This is a genomic window from Planctomycetia bacterium (genome assembly GCA_015075745.1).
Classification (GTDB): domain Bacteria; phylum Planctomycetota; class Phycisphaerae; order UBA1845; family UTPLA1; genus UTPLA1.
The window spans coordinates 2,006,890-2,030,228 of record JABTTW010000001.1 but is presented as its reverse complement, the minus strand read 5'-3'; the positions used below and the strand labels follow the sequence as shown (position 1 = coordinate 2,030,228).

Below are 23,339 nucleotides of genomic sequence, written 5' to 3'. Positions count from 1 at the left end.
CGAGCCGGACGGGCGGTTTTCCCGCATCCGGAACTCGGATTAGGAATCACGCTTTCGCCCACGAGAAGCCCTTGGTTCGCAAGCACAGCTTGACCAGCCCCAATTCATCGTGGAGATGCTGGTCGGGGAACAGGAGCGGTCCCCTTGAATCAACTCCATGCTTGCGACAGTGCCACCTGCGCAGCCGTTCGCGGGCGTGGTAGTCCAGCGCCCGAGAGGACTGCGTCACCGCGCCGAGGCACAAGTAGTTCGACCAATCTTAGAGCATCCGATCGAGCAATACCTGCTTGACTGCGAGACTGTTTCAGAATGGGGTTTTGTCCCTCTTTGATTCCAAGTTTCCCCGTGAAACTCGTTCATTCGTTAGCGTAGAAAATTAGATCATTTGCGATTGAGCGGTCCCAGACTTCTCCCCTAACAGTGCTCTGTTAGGAATTTCCCGGGGAAAGTTCACCTTGCCTGATTCCTTGGCCGGGCTGTAAGATTCATTATCAATGGATGAGCAAGAGCAAACGGAAGAGGAGTGGTCTGGCTATTGTGTCAAGCATCGTGATGACATCCTGCGCATGATGATTGACGTGGCGAGGTTGCTTTTCGGCAACCGACCCGCTCGGGAATTACCTACGGTATTCAAACCTCCGTTTGGAAAATCAGAGTTGTTTTCTCTCGAATCTGACGATGTCCAAATCGAATGTGATGAGTTGATCGCCGGGTTTCCAGAGTCCAGCCGCACTCTTGAACCCGTCCACGCGGCAATGGAGGAATATCGCCAGACGTTTGGAGCGCCTTGTACCGGCGTCTAGCGTGGAACTATTGCAGGATACCCAAGTAAGCCTGGGGCGGTACATCATTCGGGCTGACGCTGCTTTCCTATTGCATGACCTCTTCCTGATGGACGGGCGAATTCCACCAGTAATGGGATTCGTAGACGGCGATGACTGGCCCATTGAATTACAACGAAAAACCTCTTGAGTCTGCCAAGACGGAAATGAAATGACTGAAACTGTGTTTGAACAGAGAAAAGCCTGAATGCTGGGGAGTTGCTGGCTCCCCCAAAGTCTTCTGACCCCAGACAGATTTGCAAAAGAGTTCTGCTAGACTCATACAATCGCACTATCGAAATGGCTAACTTTCAATGTGCCATCTGCGTCGCAAGCAGTTGGATTTTGCCATAGACCTCCTTGCAACGGCGATGTAGCAACTCGTCAGCGGTAATCAACGGGATTTTCAGGTCACTTCCGGCCGCAACATAGAGGCAATCAGCTAAGGCATGTCGAGACAGGAATGAGACGGCTACGGCCAGATCGTATAGGTCTTCGACGGGGACAAGGCGAACGACTTCGTTTTTTAGAACACGATCCCAATAGCTTAGGGCTGATCGTGCCCGATTCTCGGTCAGCATCTTCTCGCGGAAGCGCCTAAGGACTGCTCCCGCAACCTCCGTCCGTATGTTCGCCGGAGCCACTAGCCGTATTCCGCCGTCGAGCAGTTTGGCCGCTTCTGCCTCTCCAGGCTCCGGCCACAGCCATTTCACCGCTACGCTGGCGTCCACGACGAGCATTAGTGCCTGTCGCGTTCTTCGCGAATGATCGGCGTCGAGTCTGGTAATTCGCCATACTCGGCCCGAAGGGCTCGACGGAATTCCTTCAGGTCCCCAATGAGCTCGCGGCGGGGGCGGAGAGCCTCACTGGTAAGCAATTCACGCAGCTCAGCCTCCAGGCTCCGTCCATGCCGCTTAGCGCGGTCCTTGAACTCGCCAATGACTTTTTCGTCGAGGTTACGTACGCGAATATCTGCCATATCTCTAATCAAGTGAGGTCAACTGATTTCAGTATGCCATATCGTGAAGATGAGCGCAAGTAAATTGTTTCCGGGCAATAGTCAGATTTGTGCCCAGACAAGCCCCCTTGACGACAGGTTTTTTGTGAGCCAAGGTGCGAAATGATTGGCACCCAGAATCGAATCAGAAAGGATAGAGATTCGGTGCGCCTCGACGTACAATTCTTACACGTGTTCTTACACATACACAAAATTGATTCAGAATTTCATATGTAATTCAAATGCTTACCGCAGATGCAAGAAGACTCAAAATTGGATATCTGTATTTGGTCATACCAGAAAATATTCATGATTATCAGTTGGTTAATGAATTCATTGACATCAGTTCTGGCGTGATATACCCTTTCACAACACTTACACAATTCACAGTTTTGGCAGCCACGTCTGACAATAAATCTATCGCATGGAAAAGCACGAGTTGTATGGAGGAAGACTCCACGTCTACAGGCGAGAAAACAGCCGCTACTGGCAATGCTCGACCTATCTTGCTGGCAAGAACTGGCGCGTCAGCACCAAAGAGGAGAGTCTCTCGCTTGCGAAGGAGTTCGCCGAGGACTGGTATCTCGGTCTCAAGGGCAAACACCGATCCGGCGACATCAAGGGAGGCAAGACATTTCGTTTCGCGGCCGAGGCGTTCCAGCGTGAATATGAGATTATCACGCAGGGTCAACGTAGCCCGAAGTATATCGAGGGTCAAAAAGAAAGGATTCGCGTTCACCTTTTGCCGTACTTCGGCCCGATGGTCCTTTCCGAAGTCACGCCCGGCAAGGTCCAGGAGTACCGTATTCATCGCGCCGAGACATCCAAGACCGGAAAGCCACCGGGCGCGCAGCACACTTCATCAGGAAATCGTGGCCTTGCGGCAGATTCTCAAGACGGCTCAGCGGCACGGCTGGATACAATTCGTTCCTGACCTATCGCCGCCCTACAAGACTTCCGGCAAGATTACACACCGGGCATGGTTTTCGCCCGACGAGTACCGCCAACTCTACGAGGCGACCCGAAAGAGGTCGAAGCGACCGCTCAATAATCGCTGGCGTTGGTCATGCGAGCAACTACACGACTATGTCCTATTCATGGCCAACACCGGTTTGCGTCCTGATGAGGCCGCTCGTCTGGAATACCGCGATGTGTCCATCGTTGACGACGAGGCTACCGGCGAGACGATTCTCGAAATCGAAGTCAGAGGGAAGCGCGGCTTCGGATTCTGCAAAAGCACATCTGGGGCTGTAGTGCCGTTCGAGCGATTGCAAAAAAGAAACAATCCGAAGCCGAAAGATCGGCTGTTTCCGGGTAATCACCGGATTCTCTTCAACAACATCCTCGACGAGCTTGACCTGAAAACCGACCGCGACGGCAACCGCCGCACGGCCTACAGCTTACGCCACACGTATATCTGCCTCCGGCTTATGGAGGGCGCGGACATTTACCAGATCGCCAAGAACTGCCGCACCAGCGTCGAGATGATCCAAAAGTACTACGCCGCCCACATCAGGACGACCATAGACGCAGCGGCTATCAACGTTCGCCGCCCCAAAAAGGGGAAACCGAAGCCGGATACGAAAGAACTTGACGATCCGACCTGATTCCTGTTGGTTGAGCGACCTGGGCGGGCGTGGCGGAACTGGTAGACGCGCGGGTCTCAAAAACCCGTTTCCGTAAGGAATTGTCGGTTCGATTCCGACCGCCCGCACCAAGATCAGCATCAACCTAGTTCTGGCCGATGTGCGAGATTACACTAGAATTGTGTCCTCATATGGCTGAGGGCCTAATGACTGACCGCGCGATTACCTAAGAAAGGATCCATCGCCATGCCGATTGCGGATAAGACGCGAAAGATTCTTTGGGGAAGATCAGGTAATCGGTGCGCCTTTTGCCGTCACGAACTACTCATTGCGGCAAGTTCGAGAGACGATGAGTCAATTGTAGGCGACGAGTGCCACATTGTTTCCGGTCGCCCCCAAGGTCCGCGTTATGACCCCGAGTACCCCGCTGAGAAATTGGATGATCCATCCAACCTAATTCTCTTGTGTCGTGTCCATCACAAGATGGTCGACGACCAACATCAAAAGTTTTCAGTCCAGAAGCTTCAATCGTTACGATCTAAGCATGAAGAATGGGTTTCGGCTCACCTTGACGATGAACCACAAGTTCGGGTTCGACGGATTCAGGAAAACGTCCCTCAACACCTACTCCGTCTGAGGACAGGCCGAGACGTAATCGCCATCGTTGAAAATGCTTGTGCTGGTTCGTTCGATCACGACGATCCAGAATCCCCAGAGGAGGTCGAACTCTTCAGTGGTTTCCTTCAAGAGTTGCAAGATTGGGCTGACCTATCGTCAGATCTTGAAGCCGGAGATCGTGTACGAGCCGTTTTCAGACTGAATGCCCTATTGCAGCAGCTTGAGCAGGCAGGCTTTTGGGTATTCGGAGCGCGAGAGGTTCAGTGTCTTGATGGAGGCAAACTCGGTTCGTCAGCATGGCCAGTTTCATTAATCAGAATTGTTCGGGCTTCCGATCCCAGCATCATCAAATTGGAAATTCCGCAAGGTACGACTGCCGTTAGTCCTTGAACATGCCTGCCATCAAACTGACCTCAAAACGCGCCAAAGGACGTTGAAAAACCGTGGCGAGGTAATACATCGGCGAAACGCGCGAAGTTTTTGTCGCTCTTGACGTTGAGCGATAAACTGAGACTTCGTCAAAGGTTGCGGATTCGGGTAAGATTGAATCCCCTCCCAATATGTATGCGTTCCTGTGACCTTAGATCTTGCCGTTTTCGGGTCATTACCCACAATGCCTCTATCGCGAAACCAAGTCGCTTATGCCCTCCTGATCGAATATGTCGCGTCATGCGGATCAAAGCTGTGGTAGACTTTCCCGACGAGGCCAATAGGCGAGGTCTTAAGCGTTCTATCTTCTTAGAGGCAAGGTGGTCTTGCTTAAACGGGTGAGTCTAGATGTCGATAATCATTTCAGTACGCCTCTACCGTCTGCCAAGTATTGAGCATTCCGCAACCGAGACGTTGGAGGATCAACTCAAACAGCATACGCTTGCTAATCCCGATGTGCCGCAATTGGAGGTGAAGTGGGGAGAACCAGTCCTGCACAGAGGATTTTGGGAGGGATTCGTTGAGTGGATAGGCGTACTTCAAGTATCAACCATACCGGCAGCGACCTTGGCTAATTTATTGGCGAGTTACCTTTGGGAACTAGTCGTTCAGGGGCGCGAGCAATTGGTCGGGGGGAAAACGACCGGCAAGCGTGGTCATCCGCAGATTCCATTCTCCAAGGCCGGAAAGGTCAAGATTGTGGTCACCAAAGCAAGTCGGCGAATCGAATTTGACCCATATTCGATTGAGCGCGATACCTTGATGCCCTTGATCGACAAGTTCTTGAATGACAGCTGAATTGAACGCGAAGCAATTGCGCTCGTTGGTCGAGACCTGTGCAACACACTCGCCAGGAATCATCCGGGGGCTGACCGAACGGACGGTGAATGCCATCCTTGCGTGTGATTCTCCGTTGTCTCCGGACGAGGATGTAGCAGGCACAATCCGTCAGACAATCGAAACGTTTCGATTCATGATACGACCAAGATACTTTGAGATGCTTCAGCAGACGCAGATACAGGTTTTCCGCGAGCCTATTTGCAATGCGATTGCCGATCCCCAGACTCAGACTATTATCATCTTCAAGGGCCTCCTTGAAGCAATGGCATTTAGGCTAGAAGCCTCTTACCTAATTTCTGCCCTCCGTCATCAACTGCCGAAGTTGACTGAATTGGGCATCATGACGGAGCGGGTTTACAAGGAAAATGCCGTGCGCGCCGTGTTACTGCCGATTCATTTCCTACGAAACGGCGGACAACTTCCCAGGATTGTTGACAAGCTGAACCCAGATATTCAACGGGATGCCACATTGGGGCACGGCGGAATGCTCCAATTCGTTCTCTTTCATGAGCTTGGCCACCTTGCACTCAATCACTACAAGAGCGACTCAGCTCTTCACGAACAAACTCTCCCGTTTCTGGCATGCAGCGAGTCAATGAACTCTCAAAAGGCGCAGGAATTTGAGGCCGACCAATTTGCTTACGACGCAATAGTTCCGGAGGCAAGACCGGCATTCATTGTTTTCGTGTGGACTGCACTCAAACTCTTCTCAGAATTTGAATTCTTGTCCGGCGACGGCCCCATGGATCACCCATTTACCATTAACCGAATCAGCCGCCTGAATCGGCTCGCGGGAGTTTTAGATGATCCTCACATCGGGCATCATGCCCGAAAAATCTTCGATTCAGACTTGACGCTGATGCAGGCAAGAATTGGCCAAAAAACATCGGCGGAGGATGCTATTCCACCGCCACTCATGAGTGAAATCAACAGGCAAGCCCTATATAGAACAATCGTAGACGAGCACCAATGCCGAATGGCGCTAGACAACCTGTTGCAAGCCTATCAGGCGACCTGTGACTGACAGCATGGATCAATGCGATGGGGTTGTACCGATTTCGATCGGACGCATTCTCTTAGGAATGTCGCTAATCGACGATGCATGAACAATGTTCGGGTCGCTCAGGAATCTAAGTAGAAAACCGCTGTCAAGTGAAACAGTATCGAGGCCTGTACGCGAGGCAATCAGTTGATTCATGTGCGTGCGTTCCGCTGTGGCACCATATGTAGAACAGAGATATTCCCCAATTCGCGTCTCGCTCCATTCGTCAGTAACTGCAATTGCGAGACGACGCGTTGGCTGAGATACGATCAGCCCGCTATCTCTCAACAACTGATCTTGATCGATGATGAATATTGAGCTTGAGTCGGCCACGCTCGCGTCGAAGTGAAGATTACAGGTCTTCGTCTTAACACGATGACAATCGCCGTCAAGCAGTAATGCAGTCTTCATGAATTCGAGAAGTTGAAGCGCTCACTTCAAGAATGAGCCGGTAACCGAATAGAGAATCAGCATCGCCCCAATGGCCATTCCTGATACTGGCGCTACCGATCCATCGAAAGTACCGAGAAGTTGGCGACATCGTCCAGGTTGCCGTAGTAGCCGTCCTTGCCCGCCGAGAGCAGGATGAAGCTATCCATTCGGACAGGTCTGGGTGTCTGGATCACTTGCGGAGCCGGGGCCGCCGGATAGGTGTAGGTCGACGCCCGAAGGGAGCGGATGAACTCGGCGAACCCGGGCCCGCCTGACCCCGGTATCTTGTTGTTGATTGCACCCAGCCCGGCGTAATCCGCCGTCACCAATGGAAATGTAGCATCGGCGATGCGGTGCCGCTGAGTGTACGGGCTCAATTGGTCGTAACTGGTAAACACTTCGTTATCCAGGCCGTCATAAACGCCGTTGCCGACCAGATTCAGATCGACGGGCGGAGGCATCGTGTCTGACTGCGAAATGATCGGTGTATTCGCATTGGCACTAGGCTTGGCGCGGTAGTAGAGAAGCGGCCAGCCGAACTGATCGACAAAGACTCGGCACAGGAGCGGCACACTGCCCGGCTGCGGATTGTTGCCGGTGATGGTCGGCTGCGGATCGCCGAGGGTGTTGGGGATGGTCCCGCCGAAGTCGCTCGGCGGACTGTTGATCGAGGAAGTGCTGACGCCGTCGCCGGGGCTGTAGTATTGGCGTCTGCGATCATTGTTGGAATTCCAGCGGTCGTAAGTTGTACCTGCGACGCTGGGATTCGGATCGTACCCCAGCATGTCACGGCCGACCAGTGCATCGACGAGCAGGTTCGCGCCCTGAAGCACGTTCGCTCCATTGGCCAACCCCCAATCGGCCAACTGTGCGGCGCGCGTCCCGGCCGTGTTGTACGGGTCGGTGGTGTACTGACCGGCGTTCGACGGCGGATAGAAACCCTGATCGGCGTGGAAGGCCTCCAGGCCGACGGTCATGGCGTTGATCTGAGCCTTGACCCCGGTCTGACGTGCCCGGTCACGGGCAGCGCCAAGCGCTGGCGTCAGGATGCCGATGAGCAGCGTGATGATGGCCATGACGGTGAGCAGTTCGATAAGCGTGAACGCCGAGCGACTCTTGGTGGACATGCGAGATTCTCCCTTGGGCGAGGAATGTTCCGGGCGTGCGCGGCTGCTCCGATAGCTTCGCCGCTCGCACCGTCAAGAGTACGCAAGTCCAACCGCAGAAAAAATACGGCAATTCTGTTTACATCGTGCGTGATGTCATCATGGATGATGACAGTAGCGCGACATCCAGAACGACTGCGCGACGGCGAAGACTTGCAGGATGAGCTCGCCGCGATCGCCGAGATCGTTTCGCTCGAAGATGCGGCCCAGGTGCGTTCGCACGGTGGCGACACTCTTGCCGAGTTCGCACGCGATTTGTTTGTCGCAATGACCTTGAAGGATGAGCGCCACGATGCGAGCCTGTTGCGGTGAAAGGCCAAGTGCTTCGACGACGAGTGCCCAGATGTCGTCGTCGAGCTTGGGCGTGCGCGGCAGCAAAGCCGCATTCTGAAGGGGTTTTCGGCGTTTTCGAGCCATCGGCCACACCCTGAAACAAAGAGGGCGTCGAACCAAGGCCGCTCCAGAAACCCCCGCCAAGGGGCGTAGAGAACGTACCCCGGCCGACGCCCCGTCTCGGGGCGCGGCTCAAGGCACTGCTTCTCTACAAGGAAATTTGGCGGTTTTTCTGAAAGCAGCGTCTTGACGCACAACGCGTCAATTCAAATTGTCGCCGAACTCGCAACGCGAGACCGGCTCGTCAATTATACGCGAGTTGGACCAATGCACAGAGGCGTTTCTCACCAGCTTTTGCGATGGCTAATTCCCAACCAATTCGCTCAGATCGTGTGCGCGATTCGCAATGAGCGCTTCGATCAACCGAGTTCACGCGCGTACTTCAGTTTTCTTATTATTAACTTGCCGCCTCCTGGTTATGGGCTACACTTGGATCGGAGCATTCGTCCGCGCGGGCAATGGACGAGTCATTTGAGGGCCCCCAGTCGCTATTGATTCATTCTGATTATTAAGATGCGGTTCGGCAGTGCCAACGCTCGCTGTCCCCAATCCCTCTCAGCACGACTCCTTGCCCACGCCGAAGACGGTCTGTCGGTAATGACGCCCTTGGATAGGAGTACGTCATGCCGGTCACGGATTCCGCGCGCAGGCAATGCCTCAAGTGAAATGTCTTTCCCGAGAATAAGAATGAACCATCACAGGTTGACTTGAGTACGAGATGCGATAGCGCCTGCGATGCGGTAACAGATCATTGTTGAAAGCAACTAGCGCCACTGCCCGAGGCTAAGGCGGGCTAGTTGGCCAGCATTAGGAATTGTTGCATCGGATGCGAATTCGGGAACGGCGACGGCTAAGAAGAGTCGTCGCAATAACCAGAACTATGGTTGAGGGTTCGGGTACTGGTTGAAGCGTGAACAGAATGTCGCCGGAGCCGGTGGCGAGGAGGCCGGTGGAATCAAATCCGTCAACATAGATCGTGTAATTGAGAATGCTGACTTCACCTGCCGGGAGGATGCCGCTCTTGGAAATCGTGAAATTGCCGCTCGTGGGTCCTTTGAACGTGAAGTCACCAAGGCTCTGACTGAACCTTGATCCAAAACTTCCGTCATAGGCCACAAATGCATAACGAACATCCATATCCCACCCCGGCAGGTCGTAGGCGTAGGTGCCGGTGGCGGTCAGAAGCAGATCGACGGATGGCGTGAGGTAGATGTTGCCGGTCGAGGCAGAACGTGTTCCGCCGTTTCCGTCGAAAGCAACGTGCGACGCGGCGACCAGAAAGGAGGCGGTATCGGGAGTCCAGGAAAAATCGTAATAACTTGTCGCCTGCGATGGACTGCGGACGACTTGATGCGATGACTGAAACGGCGATGGACTTGGCCCAAAAAGCACGCTCCGGACACGATCGATGGAATCATCAACACGAATGTCAAGAACCCAATTGTCAATTGAAAAGGAGTTTGCATCAGCCTGTGTGCTGAGCAATCCGGGCAAGAGCAAGTATGGAATAACGCATCCCCAACAAAACATGGTGCCTCACGCTGCTCCAATAACCCTTAAGTCTATTGTGCATGGTCAATCAAAATCAAGTTTGGGAACGAAGAAAGGAAGAATAAATGTCCAGAATGCATTACAGGTTGGGAATCAGTGTCGTGTTGTTGGCCTTCTTCTCGGCTGCGGCAAACGCGGAAATATTGCGTGTTGACCAAGATTCCTCGGGTGGAGACGGTTCCACGTGGGGACTGGCGTTCAATAATCTTCAGTCGTGCCTCGCCGCCGCAGCAAACGGCGATGAAATATGGGTCGCTGATGGAACGTACTTGCCTGGAACATCGCCGACGAGTTCTTTTACCCTTATCTCATCGATTCCAGAACTATCGCTCTACGGTGGTTTTCAGGGGATAAGTCGCCTGGGCGGAGGCGAGACTGCGAAAGCCCAGCGCGACTTTCTGACCTACAAGTCGGTTTTGACCGGCGACATTCCGGATACTACCGACGATTGCGAAAACGTCATCCGGGATGAGACGAGCGATGACCTTATCATCCTAGACGGCTTCACTATTACGGGTGGCGTTGGAACCTCCGGAGCTGGCATGGTTATCATTAGCGGAAGCGGTCCGACCATCGTCAACTGCCGATTCATCGGCAATGGCCCGAGAAACTTCAGTTCGGATTCGTTCGGCGGCGCAATTCATTTTCAGGGAAACAGCGCCGCACAGGTCATTGACTGCGTCTTCGAGAACAACCGCGCCAGACAAGGCGGGGCCATCTGGCTGCCTTCGGTGTCAACATTCGCTCCGACAATTCAGCGATGTCGATTCGAAGGCAACGTCGCTTACTGGCGCGGAGGAGCAATCGAGAATCTCAACTATACAAGTTCTCCCGGCGTCCAGATTCGTGAGTGCAGGTTCATTGATAACATCGCCTATGCCGCCCCAGGCGAAGGAATCGATTCCTACAAGGGCGGCGGAGCGATCTCCAATGAGGGAGGCCTCGCCACGCTGACCAACTGCGTCTTCATTGGAAACGAGTCGGCTCAGAACGGCGGCGCAATCAACAACTTCAGCAATAGCAACTCGTTCGGCACGCTTACCCTCCGTAGCTGCACCTTAAGCGAAAACACCGCCGCATGGCAGGCTGGCGGAATCTGGATGCAGAACGGCACCATGACCTTGCGCAACATCGTCCTGTGGTCCAACCACGACAAAGACGGAACTGCGTCCAGCGCGACGCAGTTCAACGATAACAGCAACAGCCCTGACGTGAAGTATTCATGTATCCAGGACGATGCTCCCGGCGGATCAATCCCATACGGCAGCGGCTCGCCGAACTTCAACATTGACACCGACCCGGTGTTCATTAATCCATCTGTCGGCAACCTCAGGTTGGGCTCCGCAGGCTCAGGTTGTGTGAACTCCGGAAACAACAGCGACGTAAGCGGCGTCTCGACCGACATTGACGGCCGTATGCGAATCATGGACACGACGGTTGACCGGGGAGCGCACGAATCGGCCTTTACGCTCAGCGGCCCCACCGACTGCGATTCCAACAGCACGGCAGATGACGTGGAAATCGCCGCCGACCCATCGAAGGATTGCAACAACAACGGAATCTTGGACATTTGCGACGTAACTCCCATCGGCAGCGGCGCGGACTGCAACAGCAACGGCGTACCCGATGATTGCGACATCGCTTCCGGAACGAGCTTCGATTGCAATACGAACGGCGTCCCCGACGACTGCGAATTCGAGGACTGTAATCACGACTGCATCGACGACTCGGGGCAATCGCTCGACGATTGCGACGAAAACGAATCCGCCGACGTATGCGAGATCGCCCCGCCTTAAGCCGCTGGACGACCGACGAGGATTTTGAAGAAGGCATTTTCATCAACTCCAGCATGTTCGGTACGACGGGCGTGGAAACAGGTCTGCAAAAGAACCCGCCAAACGAAACATCATGTCTTCCGTACATTTGGGTTCCTGGTTCCGGACGCGGTACTGTCTTACTGATCCGAAGCGACGAAACGCCATCGACCGGAAACGAACAAGACGCCATTAAGGGGGAGTATCGCACCGGGCCGGTGTACCATAAATCGACGGATAACGGCAGCCTTCCCCAGTATCAAGAAATCCTCTCGGACTCACCGTAGATCTGGATGGTTCGGTTTGGATCACGAATTATGGAGATAGCGGATCGCCGTTTACGGGTAGCGAGGGCGGTTCCGTCACGAAGATCGGAATGGTAATCGGCGGTACGCGTGTCAACGCCAGTGGCGTATCCGATTCCAACGGCGGATATCTCCAGCCTCCATTCGATTACTGTACGTGTGAAGACAGGGACGGCGATGGACTCATTCGTACGTCGAGCGGTTTGACTGATATTCTTGATTGGGGAACTACAACGGCAAGGACGATCCAGGTGCCGGAGATGGCAAAGACGGCGTCGAGAATGCCGAGGACGAGTGCATCCTGAGATATACACGCCTCAAGACCCTTGAAAGCAAAGTAGCACTCGTGGATCGAAACAATGACGTATGGGTGGGTGGCCTGGATTCCACGAACTGGCACCAGAAGCTCGACGGATTCTCAGCCCAACCCCTTACGGGAAGCAACACGGAGTTCTATGAGAATCCTTATAATCGCGGAGCGTTCGATGGACCCATCGACTGCGCCGGTTTTCTTTGGCTCACGTCCGATGACGGCGAGTTGATCAAAGTGGATTCCACCAGTGTCACTTCAATCACCGAAATCTCCGGTCCGGGCAACCGAACTTCCGGCATCGCCATGGACACTCAGGGAGTCCGTGGGTCGGCAGCAATGGCGTGAACAAGGTCTTCAAGGTCGTCCTCCAAGCGGCACGACAACGGAGTATGGCCTTGGGTCCGGCAACACGGCGATGGGAAGTGTGACCGTGCGAACCGTGGATGATCAGGTATGGACCGCCAACAAGGGGTCTGACAACGTCTCGCGATTGACCAACGGCGGCAGTTACGTCAATGCCATTGATATGAGTCCGGGGTTTGAGGGCGAGTGCCACCCCGTCGCGCCCTTCCGTGGATTCTGTCGGCAAGGTCTGGGTGTTGTGCCGTAAGCAGCACGATGGCTCGATTCGCCGTATCGATCCAGATGCAGATAGCGGTTTGGGTGACACGGACCTTGTAATCCCCTTAAACGACGACGAAGCAAACAACGGATCGGCTTATCCAGGTGAACCGATCGACATTCTGGGTGGCATGACCAGTACGCAGACTCACTTGATTACCGGCACGGCGGTATGGACGGATGTCTATGACGGCGGCATCTTCGGCCAGGAATGGGCGAGAATCGCCTGGAACCATGAAGTCTGCGGACCGCGAGAAGATGAACTGCGAGTCTTCGTAAGGGCGGCCGACCGCGAGACCGATCTTGCCGCCATCCCATACGCCGAAGTGGCCGACAGCGGCGTTTCGCTTGTCAGCATTGTCGGACGGTTTGTGCAGGTTCGGGTGCAATTCAATGGCACATGCCCTTCTGAATCGACACCCATTACCCCCTTCCTGTGCGACCTCGCATTGATTCCTGCCGTGCCGTGCTGCAAGGGGGACGTGAACGGCGATACCGACATCGATGGAAAGGACATTCAGGGATTCGTCAACCTGCTCATGTCTCCCAGCTCTTGCCTTATTTCGATGTGCGCTGCTGACATCGTGGAAGACGCGGCAATCACGCTTGAAGACTTGCCCGCCTTCGTGACTCTCCTGCTTACCGGAGGAACCTGCGCGACGCCGAGATACGAACCGATCGATTGCAACGACAACGGAATCTCGGACGAAAATGATCTGTTCCTCGGAAACAGCTTAGACTGCAACGCTAACGGTATTCCCGATGAGTGCGAAATCGACGAGAACTCGACGGCGGAAGGCGGGCCGTGGTACTGCGAGTCCGACTGCGCGACGGACGTGAATGACAACGGAATTCCCGACGGGTGCGAAGATGATTGCAATAGGAACGGAATCCCCGACTCATGGGACATTTCCGAAGAAACCAGCGACGACGTGAATACCAACGGCGTGCCGGACGAATGTGAACCGGACTGCAACACCAATGGAATTCCGGATGCGTGGGATATCTCAGAGACGACGAGTGCTGACTGTAACACCAACGGCATCCCCGACGAGTGCGAGGATGACTGCAACACCAACGGTGTTCCGGATGATTGCGACGTTGACATCACCGATCCGGACGGAGACGAATGGGTTAGCCCGGACTGCAACGAGGATGGCTATCCCGACGAGTGCAATCTCGCCCTTGCCCCACCGTTCGGGAGCCTGGACTGCAATACCAACGGAATTCCCGACGAATGCGACATCGCCGATTGCGAAAGCGATCCGGCCTGCGGTGACTGCAATTCCAACGGTATTCCCGACGGCTGTGACATCGAGGCCGAAATCAGCGAGGACACCGACACCAACGGCATTCCCGATGAATGCGAAGAAGAGAGCCTCATGGGAGGCGGTGGCGGCGAGTCCATGATGTCGGAATCCGAGTGGTCGGAAGAAGAGGCCTGGGAGGCATTCTACGACTGGGCAATCGCCCAATGCTGGGGCTTGGATTGCGAAGCCGGAATGGACGAGCAGTTTACGGCGATGGTAGCTAAGTTACAGGAGCTAGGATTGCCCGCTCAGAAACCCTGATCGGACATTGCACTTTGTGAATTCTTGAACAAAGCGGGCTCGTCCAGCAACTGGACGGGCCCGCCTGCTTTTGTTGATATGGCAGCTCGTGCATTCTCACGCTGAAACTTAATAGTATGGAACTGCTCCATGGGCTGGATTCAGTCAGCGGAGATTGCTACACTACTCGTAGGTCCCATTGAGAGCCTCCTTTCTCTAACTCTCCGGCCCGAGAGTTTGGGACCCGAAGCCCGCTCACCGCGGGCTTTGTTTTTTAGTTGACCGGCCGCTGTCGCTTGGTCTCTACGCCACCCTCATAGCAACGCATTGATGGGCAGTCGCCGGAAAAGACAGCGCAACGGCAATCGCATTTTGCGCTCGCAGGAATCACCACGTTGCCTTGACGAGCGCTCGCATTACTTTTTCGAGGCCGCTGATAGAATGATCAAATGGGCAAGTTCAAGAACGATGAGAATGTGGACCGTCCGTCACTGCTAGACGTCTTCGAGAATTTCCTTGGAACAAATATTGAGACGGTGTCTCGTAGCGCGATTGCAAAACTCGCTTCGTCACAGCTTGACGATTTAGTGGATGCCATCGACTATTATTTGCGCAACGCCAATACCCAAGCATTTCCAGCCGACACAGTGATGCTAGACATGCTTACCAACCCAATAATTGCGGCACACGATCCGACAGTCCCCCAAACTACCCGTGCCGTGAAGCAAGTCGCCCTTGGACATCGAGAAGTCGTAATTCCAATGGGCGACGTCGGGGTCGATTACCGTTGTGCTCGCAACAGGCAAGAAGCGAACAGCTATCCCGCATCGCTATTGGAATGGTGCCGTAATAATCACGTTCTATTGCGGCATCATGTGTTTTCTGTCGTGGGATACGCGCCCTTATTCACCGTGACCGGCGATATGCAGGATGACTTATTAACTGAGGAACTTACTGAGCTTCTCCTTCAGCCGGAATACGCGGAAGCAATGAAATATGTCGTCTCGCCATCGGTATCCGCCAAAGAGAGACGCCAGTCCATTGGAAGCGCCGTAAGATGTGCATTCATGGATATCATCAATGCTAGCAACATCAATGGCAACCTAGCGTATATCGATCGCGCGGGCAGCGTTGTCTATGCTGCAATAGTAAACCTCGTGCGGGAATCTGTTCGGCCCAGTGAGAAGGTGGAGTCCGGAGCACGCTTACTAAAAACTCTCTACCTTCCGGCCATCGACGATGTTTCCGATCTCGAGTTTGTAGCGATCCGCATGCAATCTGACGAATTTGAGGAGTACAGGAGTGCGTTGGGGCGAGTCCTGGTTAAGACCGAGGTGGCAATCGAAGCGGGCAAAGATGCGAACGAGGCCTTTCGCGACAACTTAGATGAAATATACATCAGGGCTGATCAACTGCGGCGAGAGATTAAGGACCAAACAGTCAATAAACACATGCGGGCTGCGCTGCAGGGAGTGCAATTGAGCGCGGTGGTTTCTACCGCCGCTGCAATGTCGTCTGAATTGATACAGGGCGCAATACACCCGGCGTCGCTAATCGCTCGATTCTTGACCAGCTTGGGCCTCGCATCGCTCTTCTCGGTGGTTACGCACAAATCTCCTCTTGGACGCCAACGGATGTTGAGATTCTACGAAGTGCTTCTCAGCGCCAAGTCCTCGACCAAGCAAGAAAACGATTGATTAAGAGCTCCAGATATGTATGCTGAAAGGCAGGTAACGACGAATGACTGATACCGCCTATGAACGACAAATCAACCCGTGCCGAGGTAATTGAACGCGCAAGACTGTATTATGCACGGGCGCTACGCGATCCGACCCAGGGGCCGTCGTTAGTACCGAGAATTCGCTTGCTATTGGAAAGCATAGACGCCGGGGTCGGGCTACTGGAAATCAGCAAGTGTCCAATCGAGGAAACAGAAGCCGCCTTGCAGGCGCTTTCAATTGGGTGCTCCCCATGGGATCCCAGTGCGAAGCCGAATAATGACCTGCGAAAACGGTGAGAAGTTGTCAAGAAAACATGCAGATAGACAAGAGTGGCGATTTTACTGGAAATACTCAATGCTTCAGCGACTTCCTTATCGTAGGCCCAAGAAGATTACTGTTCCGCCATTCCAAATGGGTCTGCACCAAACACCGACGTACAGATGGCGTTGATACCCTCAACCCATTTTAATTCAAGCAGATACTGCGCTGGTATTCGTTTCTGATTCAACAGGAGAGCTAGAAATCATGCGTCATCTAGTCATGCCAGCCTGACTTGTCGTTACAGTAAATTTCCTAGAGGCCCCGAGCCTGCCACTGCCCTCTTCGTCCACATGGCGAACTTTGTTCTCGCGCGCCAACAGCTCCTGCTGTCATTTAATTGTTGCAATGCGCCCGGTGATTCCCACTTGGCGGGGTCGAAAACGCAGATTCGCGGCCCAGAGAACCTTTACTGGCGTCCGTGTGCATTCAGTTTCCCTTAACGGTCTTCATCGGATCAACATAATCAAGATGTCGTCCGAAACTTCGTTGTTCATTCGCTCGATTCGAGCGAACATCTGGCTTTGCTTCGCAAAGGCATCCTACGAGTAGATCGTGAAACCGTGAAAGTTGTAAGTCCAACAGTAACGTCACATCTCATGATAGATCGTTTTGCACGTCGGTGACGACTTCATCGAAGCGCTAAGGCGCCAGAGCGGCGTTGACAAACGATTGAACGTCCAGGCCATTCAACTGACCATCGTGGTTCAAGTCGGCTCCGGACACTGTCAGCGGATCGGAGACGGTGCCGATCAGAACACCGACCATTAACTCGGCGTCTACAGGATCGACGGCGCAGTCGGCGTTGAGATCGGCGACTGGGATAATGTTGACGGTGAAGGAGCCGGTGCCAATGGCCACTGTCGCTTCAGCGACTAGCGACTGCGCGGGCGGTGATTGGACGGAGGTCAACACGTTTGCCATCGCGTTGGCTAGGGAGAACGAATAGGCGCCACAAGCGGCAGGGGCGGTGAATGATCCGCTCGTGAGCAACACACTGCCGGACTGTCCAATCCCTCCGCTCACGGTAGTGTTTTCCGCGATGCCGGCGCCAGACGGCCGTGCAACCCCGAACGTATTTTGTGCACCGCCGATCTGCATCAGATTTTGGGCTCCTCCAGGTCCTCGTTGAACGCCCATGTAGCCGTCCACAGGGTTTACGCCGCCGGGGTTAGTGATTCCCGCCGGTCGCGCGAAGTTGTTCATTTCGGGCGGCACGGCAGTGGCCGGCGGGATGTCGATGGTCACGGGATTGGTAGACGCTTGGGTCAGGTCAGCGGTCAGCAAGGCCAGTCCCTCGTTGTCGCCCTGCGACACGGTGAATTCGATGGACCAATGGATGGTCTGCCCGACGACGATCGTGGCGCCGTTTTCGGGAGAGGCGAGGCTGAGCGTCACCGTTTGCGCCATTACCTGAGTTGGAGCGACGACCACTACGAGGACCGCTGCGACCAAGATGAGAGTTCGAATTGGTTTCATCACAAGGCTCCCGTTCAGTTGATTCCGCGTATTCATGATTCTCGTGCGCGCTTGAGCCCCGGCCACCTATTGCTGGAGGTTCAGCGGTTGTCGAACTTGTACGTTATTGTTCGGGAAGTAGTACCCCTGGTTCAGGTTCCGAAGCTGTTCGAGACAGAAGCGAACGTATTCGGCCGAATGGTGATACTTGAACCGAGATTCATAGGTCCACCACGAGAATGTTTCGTCGGGGACATTCGGGTCGGCATTGATTCGAAAGACGGTGTTGAAAAACGTGGAGTGGTATCCGATCGGACGTGGAATCTCCAAGTCCAGCGGAGCGGAATCACTGGAATCTCCGCCAAAGAACGAGACAATGGATGCGCCCCAGTCGCTCAAGAAGGGTGCGTGTTCTTCCAAATAATCGGTGATGTCGTCGGCCATGTCTTCGATGGCCTCCAGGACGTTATTGAGCTTGATCGCCCCATCCCACTTTTTCTTGGTGCGCACGTCCATGTTGTTGGGCGTCCGGTCGCGGTCTCCCATGACCGTGTAAGTGTAGCCGTTCAAGCCGAAGTGCTGGTACAGGCATGTCACGTCCTGGCATCCGAGGTAGCCGATCTGGTAGCCGGGGTCCAGTGGAGCCAAAAGCTCGGCATCAAATTTGCCGAGCCCAATCCAATAACTGTACGCGTCGGTTGAAAACGCCCCGAAGGTATACACTCTGTCTTGCGCGTCGCGCAGACCGTCTATCGCCAGCCTGAGCATGACCATCCGAGCGAGAGACCCGCCCATGTCATGTCCGGTGAGGTAGAGTCGTCGCGGTCCCTTGGGGCCGATGCGGTTTTGCTCAATAACGCTCTTGAGCCCGACGAAACCACCGAATCCACCATAATACAAGTGGTCGGTCATGTACCCCCAGCCCGGATGAGCAACGACGTATTCCGGGCCCTGCCGCAGATACCAGAGTGCCGGCTCAAACTGGTTATTGACGTGTACATTCTCCGGGCCATCCGTGCCGCGAATGGAGATAACGAGAGCATCGTCGTCTTTGGCCACGAAAAAAGAGGATTTGAATTGCAAAGTCGTCTCAAATGGGTGATCCCCGTCTGGCCCTGACTCACCTGCGATTCTCTTCAGCACGCGGCTGAGCTGACCGACGATGGTCACGTTCTGGGGGGAGCGGGTGAGACGATATTTCGCCAAGACCAGCTCCAGCCCGAATTCTTGGGCCAGCACCGATGCCAGGTCCCGGCTGCACTCGAACAACTCGGAATTCGGAGGCATGCAAGTGACCGTGTCCTGACAACCGGCAACGTACGTCTGGTCGGCGCAGTTCTGCGTGATCCCGGTAAAGCTGGGCCGTCTCATGACGGGAATGTCCCCGTTGTCATCGCCAAACTGCTCCGACAACGCCGCCAAGCGGGCCATGATGTACATGTTCTGCGGATAAATGTTGGATGGCGGAATAACGGCCAACGGGAAACTCGCGGCACCCGGTGCCAGGTTTCCGCCCGCGAACAACGCAGAGATCGAGTACGTGCCCTCGTCGTTCGGCGCAGTCCACGGAAGCTCGGCGCGGCCGTTCGCGATGGGGGCCGAGCCGATGAGCTGATCGCCTTTGTAGAAGTCAATGGCGCCCCCGACTCCCGCGCCGCTCAGCGTGGCGGCGTCGTACACGTCCGCGATGAGCTTGTTGGGCCTGGTTGCTTCGATCGGATTCGTCTCGGCCGTTGCCAGGACCAGCGAGGAGCCGGTAAAGACTGTCACGGAATACTCAATGTTGCTGAGCAGCGTCGTCTCACCGGCGTCGTAGTATTCCAGGCGAACAATGTGCGGCCCGCTCGAAAGGCCGGCGGGCAACCTGATCGATCCGGCGTTCCCGTTCAGGCGAGCCTTGCCGAGGATCGGCGCCTTCATCCCGGTACCATCCTTGAAGACAAGCACGCCGTCCGGAATGCCCAGCGTCATTGCCTCACGCTTGGGAGAATGCACAAACCCTGTCAGGCTCACGGGCTTGCTTGCGACCGGGAACGTCGGCTGGGCTTGCAGCGCGAGGTCCGTCTGAGGGCTGCCTTGCGGCGGGTGAATACCGGTGGCCTGATCGGTGGCGGCAATCGACGGAGGATTCGACGAGACTTCTATCAACAATGGCGCGGATGATGACGGAGCGTGGTTATCGTCGCCCTCGAAGCGGACATCCAGCACATAGGTTCCGGGGGAGACATTGTACGACCCAAAGCTGCATACGGAATCGAGCGCATCCACCATCGCCGAAGCGACCCATCCGCCGTTCAGATAGACGTTTGCAATGGTGCTTGGCTCTGATGTCGGCGTGGCGGTGCGCCGCTGAAGATCGGCGACATCCGACATGTCGATGTCCCAGTCGCGATCCAGATCGTTGGGAATGCAGAGCGGGCTGAACGCTGGATCCCCCTGGCGCGGTCCGGAGAGGCAGTTCAGGAGCGGTTCCACTGCCTCGGGAGGCGCAACGACGTTCCGTGCTCCCACGGCGACTTGGAAAGTGACGCCCGGCGCGACCGCGTTTACGTGTGCGGGAAGCAGCTCGTGCTGATTGACCAGCGCGATCACATCGATTTCGTTTCCATAGGGCGTCGGACCCACCGCCGGAGTGGGCACGACTGTCATGCGCGTGTCGGTCATGCTTCTCATGTGAGCGGCATCGCCTGCGTAGGTCGCATCGAATACATATGAACCGGCGGACAACGACCCGACGTCGAATTCCGCGCAGCCCGAGCCTTCGAGAGGAAGGGTCTGATCGTACTCGGCCTGCTCACATTCGAGCCGAATGTCACCACTGGGGGGCGACCCGCTCAGGCCCGGCAATCGCGACACGCAAACTCGCAGGGTCTGCGGATTGCCCTCCCGCATGATGAGATTCGGCGGGCTCATGGTAAGCTTGACCGGGTTGGGAGGCGGGACGACGTTCAAGGTGAACGGATCCTGGACGATCTCACCCTCGGGGCCGATGTAGTCAACATCGAGGTCGTAAGTCCCCAGCGGGAGGGTCGAGGAGACGAGCGTGGCGCTGTAGTCCTCGCCGACGTTGTATTTCAATGCCTGCCTGAAGACATCCAACTGATTCGGACTTCGGAAATAATTCACCGGGCCCAAGAGGGCGTCCAGATCATGATTCGGTGCGTGCCATGTCGTGCGGATGATGACCGGCTCGCCGAACACAGCGGTATTCGAAGGCGAGACGGTGGTCGTGCCGACCCACTGTGCGGCTTCGCAGGGCGTGTCCGGCGCGGGATCGACCTGAAGCGTGTGGGATGTGCTTCCGATGAACACGATAGGGTTCGTGTTCACATCAGTTTCACAACCGACATAAACACCGCGAATTGATAGCGTCCCCGGCGTGTACTCCGCCAGCGTCGTGGCGTACTCGGAGAAGTAGTTGAGGTTCGATTGATTTGTCACATAGACAGGCGTCGTAGCGACGCGCTCGTTGTTCACGTACCACCAGACTTCGCCGGAAAGGACCGTCGGGGCGGCCGGGGAGAACTGGGCCCAGAAATGAACCTCCTGTCCGATTCCAGACGGCGATGGGCAAGTCGTGAAGACGTTCATCGACAGACAGCCGGGAAGTCCCGAGCAGTTCGGGGCGGAGGTGGTCGTGCACAGGTGGCTCATGCCGTGACAAACGGTATCGCAGATGTCTTCGACGCCGTTTTCGTTACAGTCCGTTCCACCGATCTCCACAGTCCATACCGGGCTATAAAAAAGCGTGCCGTTGGATGCGCCGCTGGCCGGGGCGCTGTCCGTCGCTGTGTTGCCGCTCCCATCTTCGAATCGCCAGTATCCGACAAGGCCGGATTCGCTCCCGACCATCTCAGTAAACATGCTCTGCTGAACCTGCACCTGGGTCAGGGCGATGTTCCAGAGCTTGACTTCGTCGATGTTCCCATTGAACGATTTGGCGCCGCCGACCTGATCACTGCCGGGCCAACCCTGCCACTTTCCGCGTCCGATGAAGTTCTGCGTCTCATCCAGATGATCGATCACGCCGCCAAGCGTGCCGACCAGCGCGCCATCCAGATAAAGAGACTGGGTATTGACCGCGCCGGCCAGCGCGAAATGATGCCAACGGTCATCGTCAACCGGAAGCGGCGTGGTGATGGGATCACCCTGACCATTCCACCACTTGGCGCGAAGCCTGCCGTCCTCGCCCACATATATCACCGGCGTGTAATGCGTAACGCCGCTGGGATTATCATCGCTCGTGATGTCGCCGTTGTTCATGCCGATGATGATGCCGTATTCGCGGGTGAGTTGGTTGTTGCGCCCGCAGCGAAACCAACCTTCGACGGTCAACGTCGTGCCGGTGTTCTTGAACAGGTTGTCCAGCAATTTCACCGAAGGCCGAGTCGCGCCGAATACGCTCGGATCGAAGTACAGTGAGTAGCCATTGGAATAGGGGATCACTTCGGCGCTGTTGGGCGCGGCGTTGCAGTTGCAGTCCGGCCCCTGTTCGACGGTTAGCGTCACATCGTCGATCCAGTGCTGATTGTTGGATCCACCCGTCCGTGCTCCGAAGGCGAGATATCCGGTCGGGGCAATAAACGCATTGGCGGTTTGAACGGTGTCGAATCTCATCTCCGCAGCGGTGATGTACGGCGTGCCATCGATCAACACGGTCACGCGGCCGAATCTGTAAATGACCTGGGCCGTGTGCCATGCATTGTTGTCGATCGTCGGGATGGTCGAGTTTACGGCGTTACTTCCATCGGTGTACTTGGCATAGGTCGTTCCGGAAAAGACCGCGAGGAAGTTACCATTGGGTTCTCCCATGTTCTGAAACGTATCGAACGCGACGGCGAGCGAATAGTTCCCCGAGCCGTGCTCGCCGAAATTAGCGATCGTCGAGTAGTAGCAATTGGGAAGCATGGCCATGCTGAATCCGTCCGCGCCGTTGCCGCCTCCAACCTTGTACTTGAACGTCGCTGTCCAGTTCCGTTGCATGGAAACGAGATCAGTGAATACTACCGAGCCCATCAGGTTGTTGATGTTGTTGGTCAGCCGAATCGCACCGGTGGCCGAATCCCGGATTGCGCTGCCGTTAAGAACGTACGATGAACTGCCCGTCTCCGCGTTGAAGTCCTGTGCGATTCCGCCGATGAAGGTGTCGCAGTTGTCCTGGATGCCGTTGTTGTCGCAATCGGTGGCCTGTGCCGGGTTGCTGGTAAGAAGACACGCGGCCATCCATAACCACGCGCAACAGAGCACCTGTGGCGGCAGATCGAACCGGTTGACCCGCGCTGCTATTCTCTCATGGGTAAGTTTGTTCATCGCAATGATCCTCTTGCTGATCGACATTCGAGGATGGCCGAAGGCGGAGGCCGA

General features: G+C 55.3%; 18 protein-coding genes, 1 tRNA gene and 1 pseudogene. 12 read left to right on the top strand and 8 right to left on the bottom strand.

What is annotated here, in order from left to right:
• Positions 1–46: 46 nt before the first annotated feature.
• Entirely contained in the window at positions 47–229 is a 183-nt protein-coding gene (locus HS101_07985; GenBank protein ID MBE7506212.1) for a hypothetical protein, read from the bottom strand.
• Between the two features lie 265 nt (positions 230–494).
• Between HS101_07985 and HS101_07980 the strand changes: the two genes are divergently transcribed.
• Complete coding sequence (locus HS101_07980; protein ID MBE7506211.1) at positions 495–803, top strand: hypothetical protein; 309 nt, start codon at positions 495–497, stop codon at positions 801–803.
• A gap of 329 nt (positions 804–1,132) precedes the next feature.
• Here HS101_07980 and HS101_07975 read toward each other — a convergent pair whose 3' ends face one another.
• Together HS101_07975 and HS101_07970 are read right to left on the bottom strand one after the other, a co-directional pair.
• Positions 1,133–1,552 (bottom strand): type II toxin-antitoxin system VapC family toxin, encoded by a 420-nt coding sequence (locus tag HS101_07975; GenBank protein MBE7506210.1) that lies wholly within the window; start codon positions 1,550–1,552, stop codon positions 1,133–1,135.
• An 8-nt stretch (positions 1,553–1,560) separates the two neighbouring features.
• Entirely contained in the window at positions 1,561–1,800 is a 240-nt protein-coding gene (locus HS101_07970) for a hypothetical protein (GenBank protein ID MBE7506209.1), read from the bottom strand.
• 442 nt (positions 1,801–2,242) lie between these two features.
• Here HS101_07970 and HS101_07965 point away from each other — a divergent pair.
• From HS101_07965 to HS101_07945, 5 genes and pseudogenes are all read left to right on the top strand, one after another.
• A pseudogene (locus tag HS101_07965) lies at positions 2,243–3,425 on the top strand (site-specific integrase).
• A 23-nt stretch (positions 3,426–3,448) separates the two neighbouring features.
• Positions 3,449–3,535: transfer RNA gene (locus HS101_07960), tRNA-Leu, on the top strand.
• A 115-nt stretch (positions 3,536–3,650) separates the two neighbouring features.
• Positions 3,651–4,412: an HNH endonuclease gene (locus HS101_07955; protein ID MBE7506208.1), complete on the top strand. Its 762-nt coding sequence runs from the start codon at positions 3,651–3,653 to the stop codon at positions 4,410–4,412.
• Between the two features lie 387 nt (positions 4,413–4,799).
• Positions 4,800–5,249, top strand: a complete 450-nt coding sequence (locus tag HS101_07950) for a hypothetical protein (protein ID MBE7506207.1) — start codon at positions 4,800–4,802, stop codon at positions 5,247–5,249.
• Positions 5,239–6,315 carry a hypothetical protein gene (locus tag HS101_07945; protein ID MBE7506206.1) on the top strand — a complete coding sequence of 359 codons (1,077 nt, stop codon included), beginning with the start codon at positions 5,239–5,241 and terminating at the stop codon, positions 6,313–6,315. The genes HS101_07950 and HS101_07945 overlap by 11 nt, the downstream gene beginning before the upstream one ends.
• Before the next feature lie 521 nt (positions 6,316–6,836).
• Here the strand turns inward: HS101_07945 and HS101_07940 are convergent.
• The 3 genes from HS101_07940 to HS101_07930 all read right to left on the bottom strand — a co-directional run bounded on the left by HS101_07940 (position 6,837) and on the right by HS101_07930 (position 9,716).
• Positions 6,837–7,892 (bottom strand): prepilin-type N-terminal cleavage/methylation domain-containing protein, encoded by a 1,056-nt coding sequence (locus HS101_07940; protein MBE7506205.1) that lies wholly within the window; start codon positions 7,890–7,892, stop codon positions 6,837–6,839.
• Positions 7,893–8,030: 138 nt separating this feature from the next.
• Positions 8,031–8,348, bottom strand: coding sequence for a helix-turn-helix transcriptional regulator (locus tag HS101_07935; GenBank protein ID MBE7506204.1), 318 nt, complete (start codon positions 8,346–8,348; stop codon positions 8,031–8,033).
• A gap of 783 nt (positions 8,349–9,131) precedes the next feature.
• Positions 9,132–9,716: a PEP-CTERM sorting domain-containing protein gene (locus tag HS101_07930; GenBank protein MBE7506203.1), complete on the bottom strand. Its 585-nt coding sequence runs from the start codon at positions 9,714–9,716 to the stop codon at positions 9,132–9,134.
• Between the two features lie 224 nt (positions 9,717–9,940).
• On the opposite strand from HS101_07930, the gene HS101_07925 reads away from it, so the two are divergent.
• The 6 genes from HS101_07925 to HS101_07900 all read left to right on the top strand — a co-directional run bounded on the left by HS101_07925 (position 9,941) and on the right by HS101_07900 (position 16,175).
• On the top strand, positions 9,941–11,671 hold the full coding sequence (locus HS101_07925; GenBank protein MBE7506202.1) for a right-handed parallel beta-helix repeat-containing protein: 1,731 nt from the start codon (positions 9,941–9,943) through the stop codon (positions 11,669–11,671).
• Positions 11,650–11,976: a hypothetical protein gene (locus HS101_07920; protein ID MBE7506201.1), complete on the top strand. Its 327-nt coding sequence runs from the start codon at positions 11,650–11,652 to the stop codon at positions 11,974–11,976. Before HS101_07925 ends, HS101_07920 begins: the two co-directional genes overlap by 22 nt.
• 238 nt (positions 11,977–12,214) lie before the next feature.
• The gene (locus HS101_07915) at positions 12,215–12,652 is read left to right on the top strand and encodes a hypothetical protein (GenBank protein ID MBE7506200.1); all 438 of its coding nucleotides are present in this window, start codon (positions 12,215–12,217) and stop codon (positions 12,650–12,652) included.
• 85 nt (positions 12,653–12,737) lie between these two features.
• Entirely contained in the window at positions 12,738–12,917 is a 180-nt protein-coding gene (locus HS101_07910; protein ID MBE7506199.1) for a hypothetical protein, read from the top strand.
• Positions 12,880–14,499, top strand: a complete 1,620-nt coding sequence (locus HS101_07905) for a hypothetical protein (GenBank protein MBE7506198.1) — start codon at positions 12,880–12,882, stop codon at positions 14,497–14,499. The genes HS101_07910 and HS101_07905 overlap by 38 nt, the downstream gene beginning before the upstream one ends.
• Before the next feature lie 428 nt (positions 14,500–14,927).
• Entirely contained in the window at positions 14,928–16,175 is a 1,248-nt protein-coding gene (locus HS101_07900; GenBank protein ID MBE7506197.1) for a hypothetical protein, read from the top strand.
• 984 nt (positions 16,176–17,159) lie between these two features.
• On the opposite strand, the gene HS101_07895 is transcribed toward HS101_07900, so the two are convergent.
• Together HS101_07895 and HS101_07890 are read right to left on the bottom strand one after the other, a co-directional pair.
• Entirely contained in the window at positions 17,160–18,032 is an 873-nt protein-coding gene (locus HS101_07895) for a hypothetical protein (GenBank protein ID MBE7506196.1), read from the bottom strand.
• 30 nt (positions 18,033–18,062) lie between these two features.
• On the bottom strand, positions 18,063–23,285 hold the full coding sequence (locus tag HS101_07890) for a hypothetical protein (protein MBE7506195.1): 5,223 nt from the start codon (positions 23,283–23,285) through the stop codon (positions 18,063–18,065).
• Between the last annotated feature and the right edge of the window lie 54 nt (positions 23,286–23,339).

Bases quoted from the DNA above. Each gene is read 5' to 3' on its own strand.
- HS101_07980 (MBE7506211.1), top strand. From the start codon at position 495: ATGGATGAGCAAGAGCAAACGGAAGAGGAGTGGTCTGGCTATTGTGTC.
- HS101_07970 (MBE7506209.1), bottom strand. From the start codon at position 1,800: ATGGCAGATATTCGCGTACGTAACCTCGACGAAAAAGTCATTGGCGAG.
- HS101_07955 (MBE7506208.1), top strand. From the start codon at position 3,651: ATGCCGATTGCGGATAAGACGCGAAAGATTCTTTGGGGAAGATCAGGT.
- HS101_07950 (MBE7506207.1), top strand. From the start codon at position 4,800: ATGTCGATAATCATTTCAGTACGCCTCTACCGTCTGCCAAGTATTGAG.
- HS101_07945 (MBE7506206.1), top strand. From the start codon at position 5,239: ATGACAGCTGAATTGAACGCGAAGCAATTGCGCTCGTTGGTCGAGACC.
- HS101_07940 (MBE7506205.1), bottom strand. From the start codon at position 7,892: ATGTCCACCAAGAGTCGCTCGGCGTTCACGCTTATCGAACTGCTCACC.
- HS101_07935 (MBE7506204.1), bottom strand. From the start codon at position 8,348: ATGGCTCGAAAACGCCGAAAACCCCTTCAGAATGCGGCTTTGCTGCCG.
- HS101_07925 (MBE7506202.1), top strand. From the start codon at position 9,941: ATGTCCAGAATGCATTACAGGTTGGGAATCAGTGTCGTGTTGTTGGCC.
- HS101_07920 (MBE7506201.1), top strand. From the start codon at position 11,650: ATGCGAGATCGCCCCGCCTTAAGCCGCTGGACGACCGACGAGGATTTT.
- HS101_07900 (MBE7506197.1), top strand. From the start codon at position 14,928: ATGGGCAAGTTCAAGAACGATGAGAATGTGGACCGTCCGTCACTGCTA.
- HS101_07895 (MBE7506196.1), bottom strand. From the start codon at position 18,032: ATGAATACGCGGAATCAACTGAACGGGAGCCTTGTGATGAAACCAATT.
- HS101_07890 (MBE7506195.1), bottom strand. From the start codon at position 23,285: ATGAACAAACTTACCCATGAGAGAATAGCAGCGCGGGTCAACCGGTTC.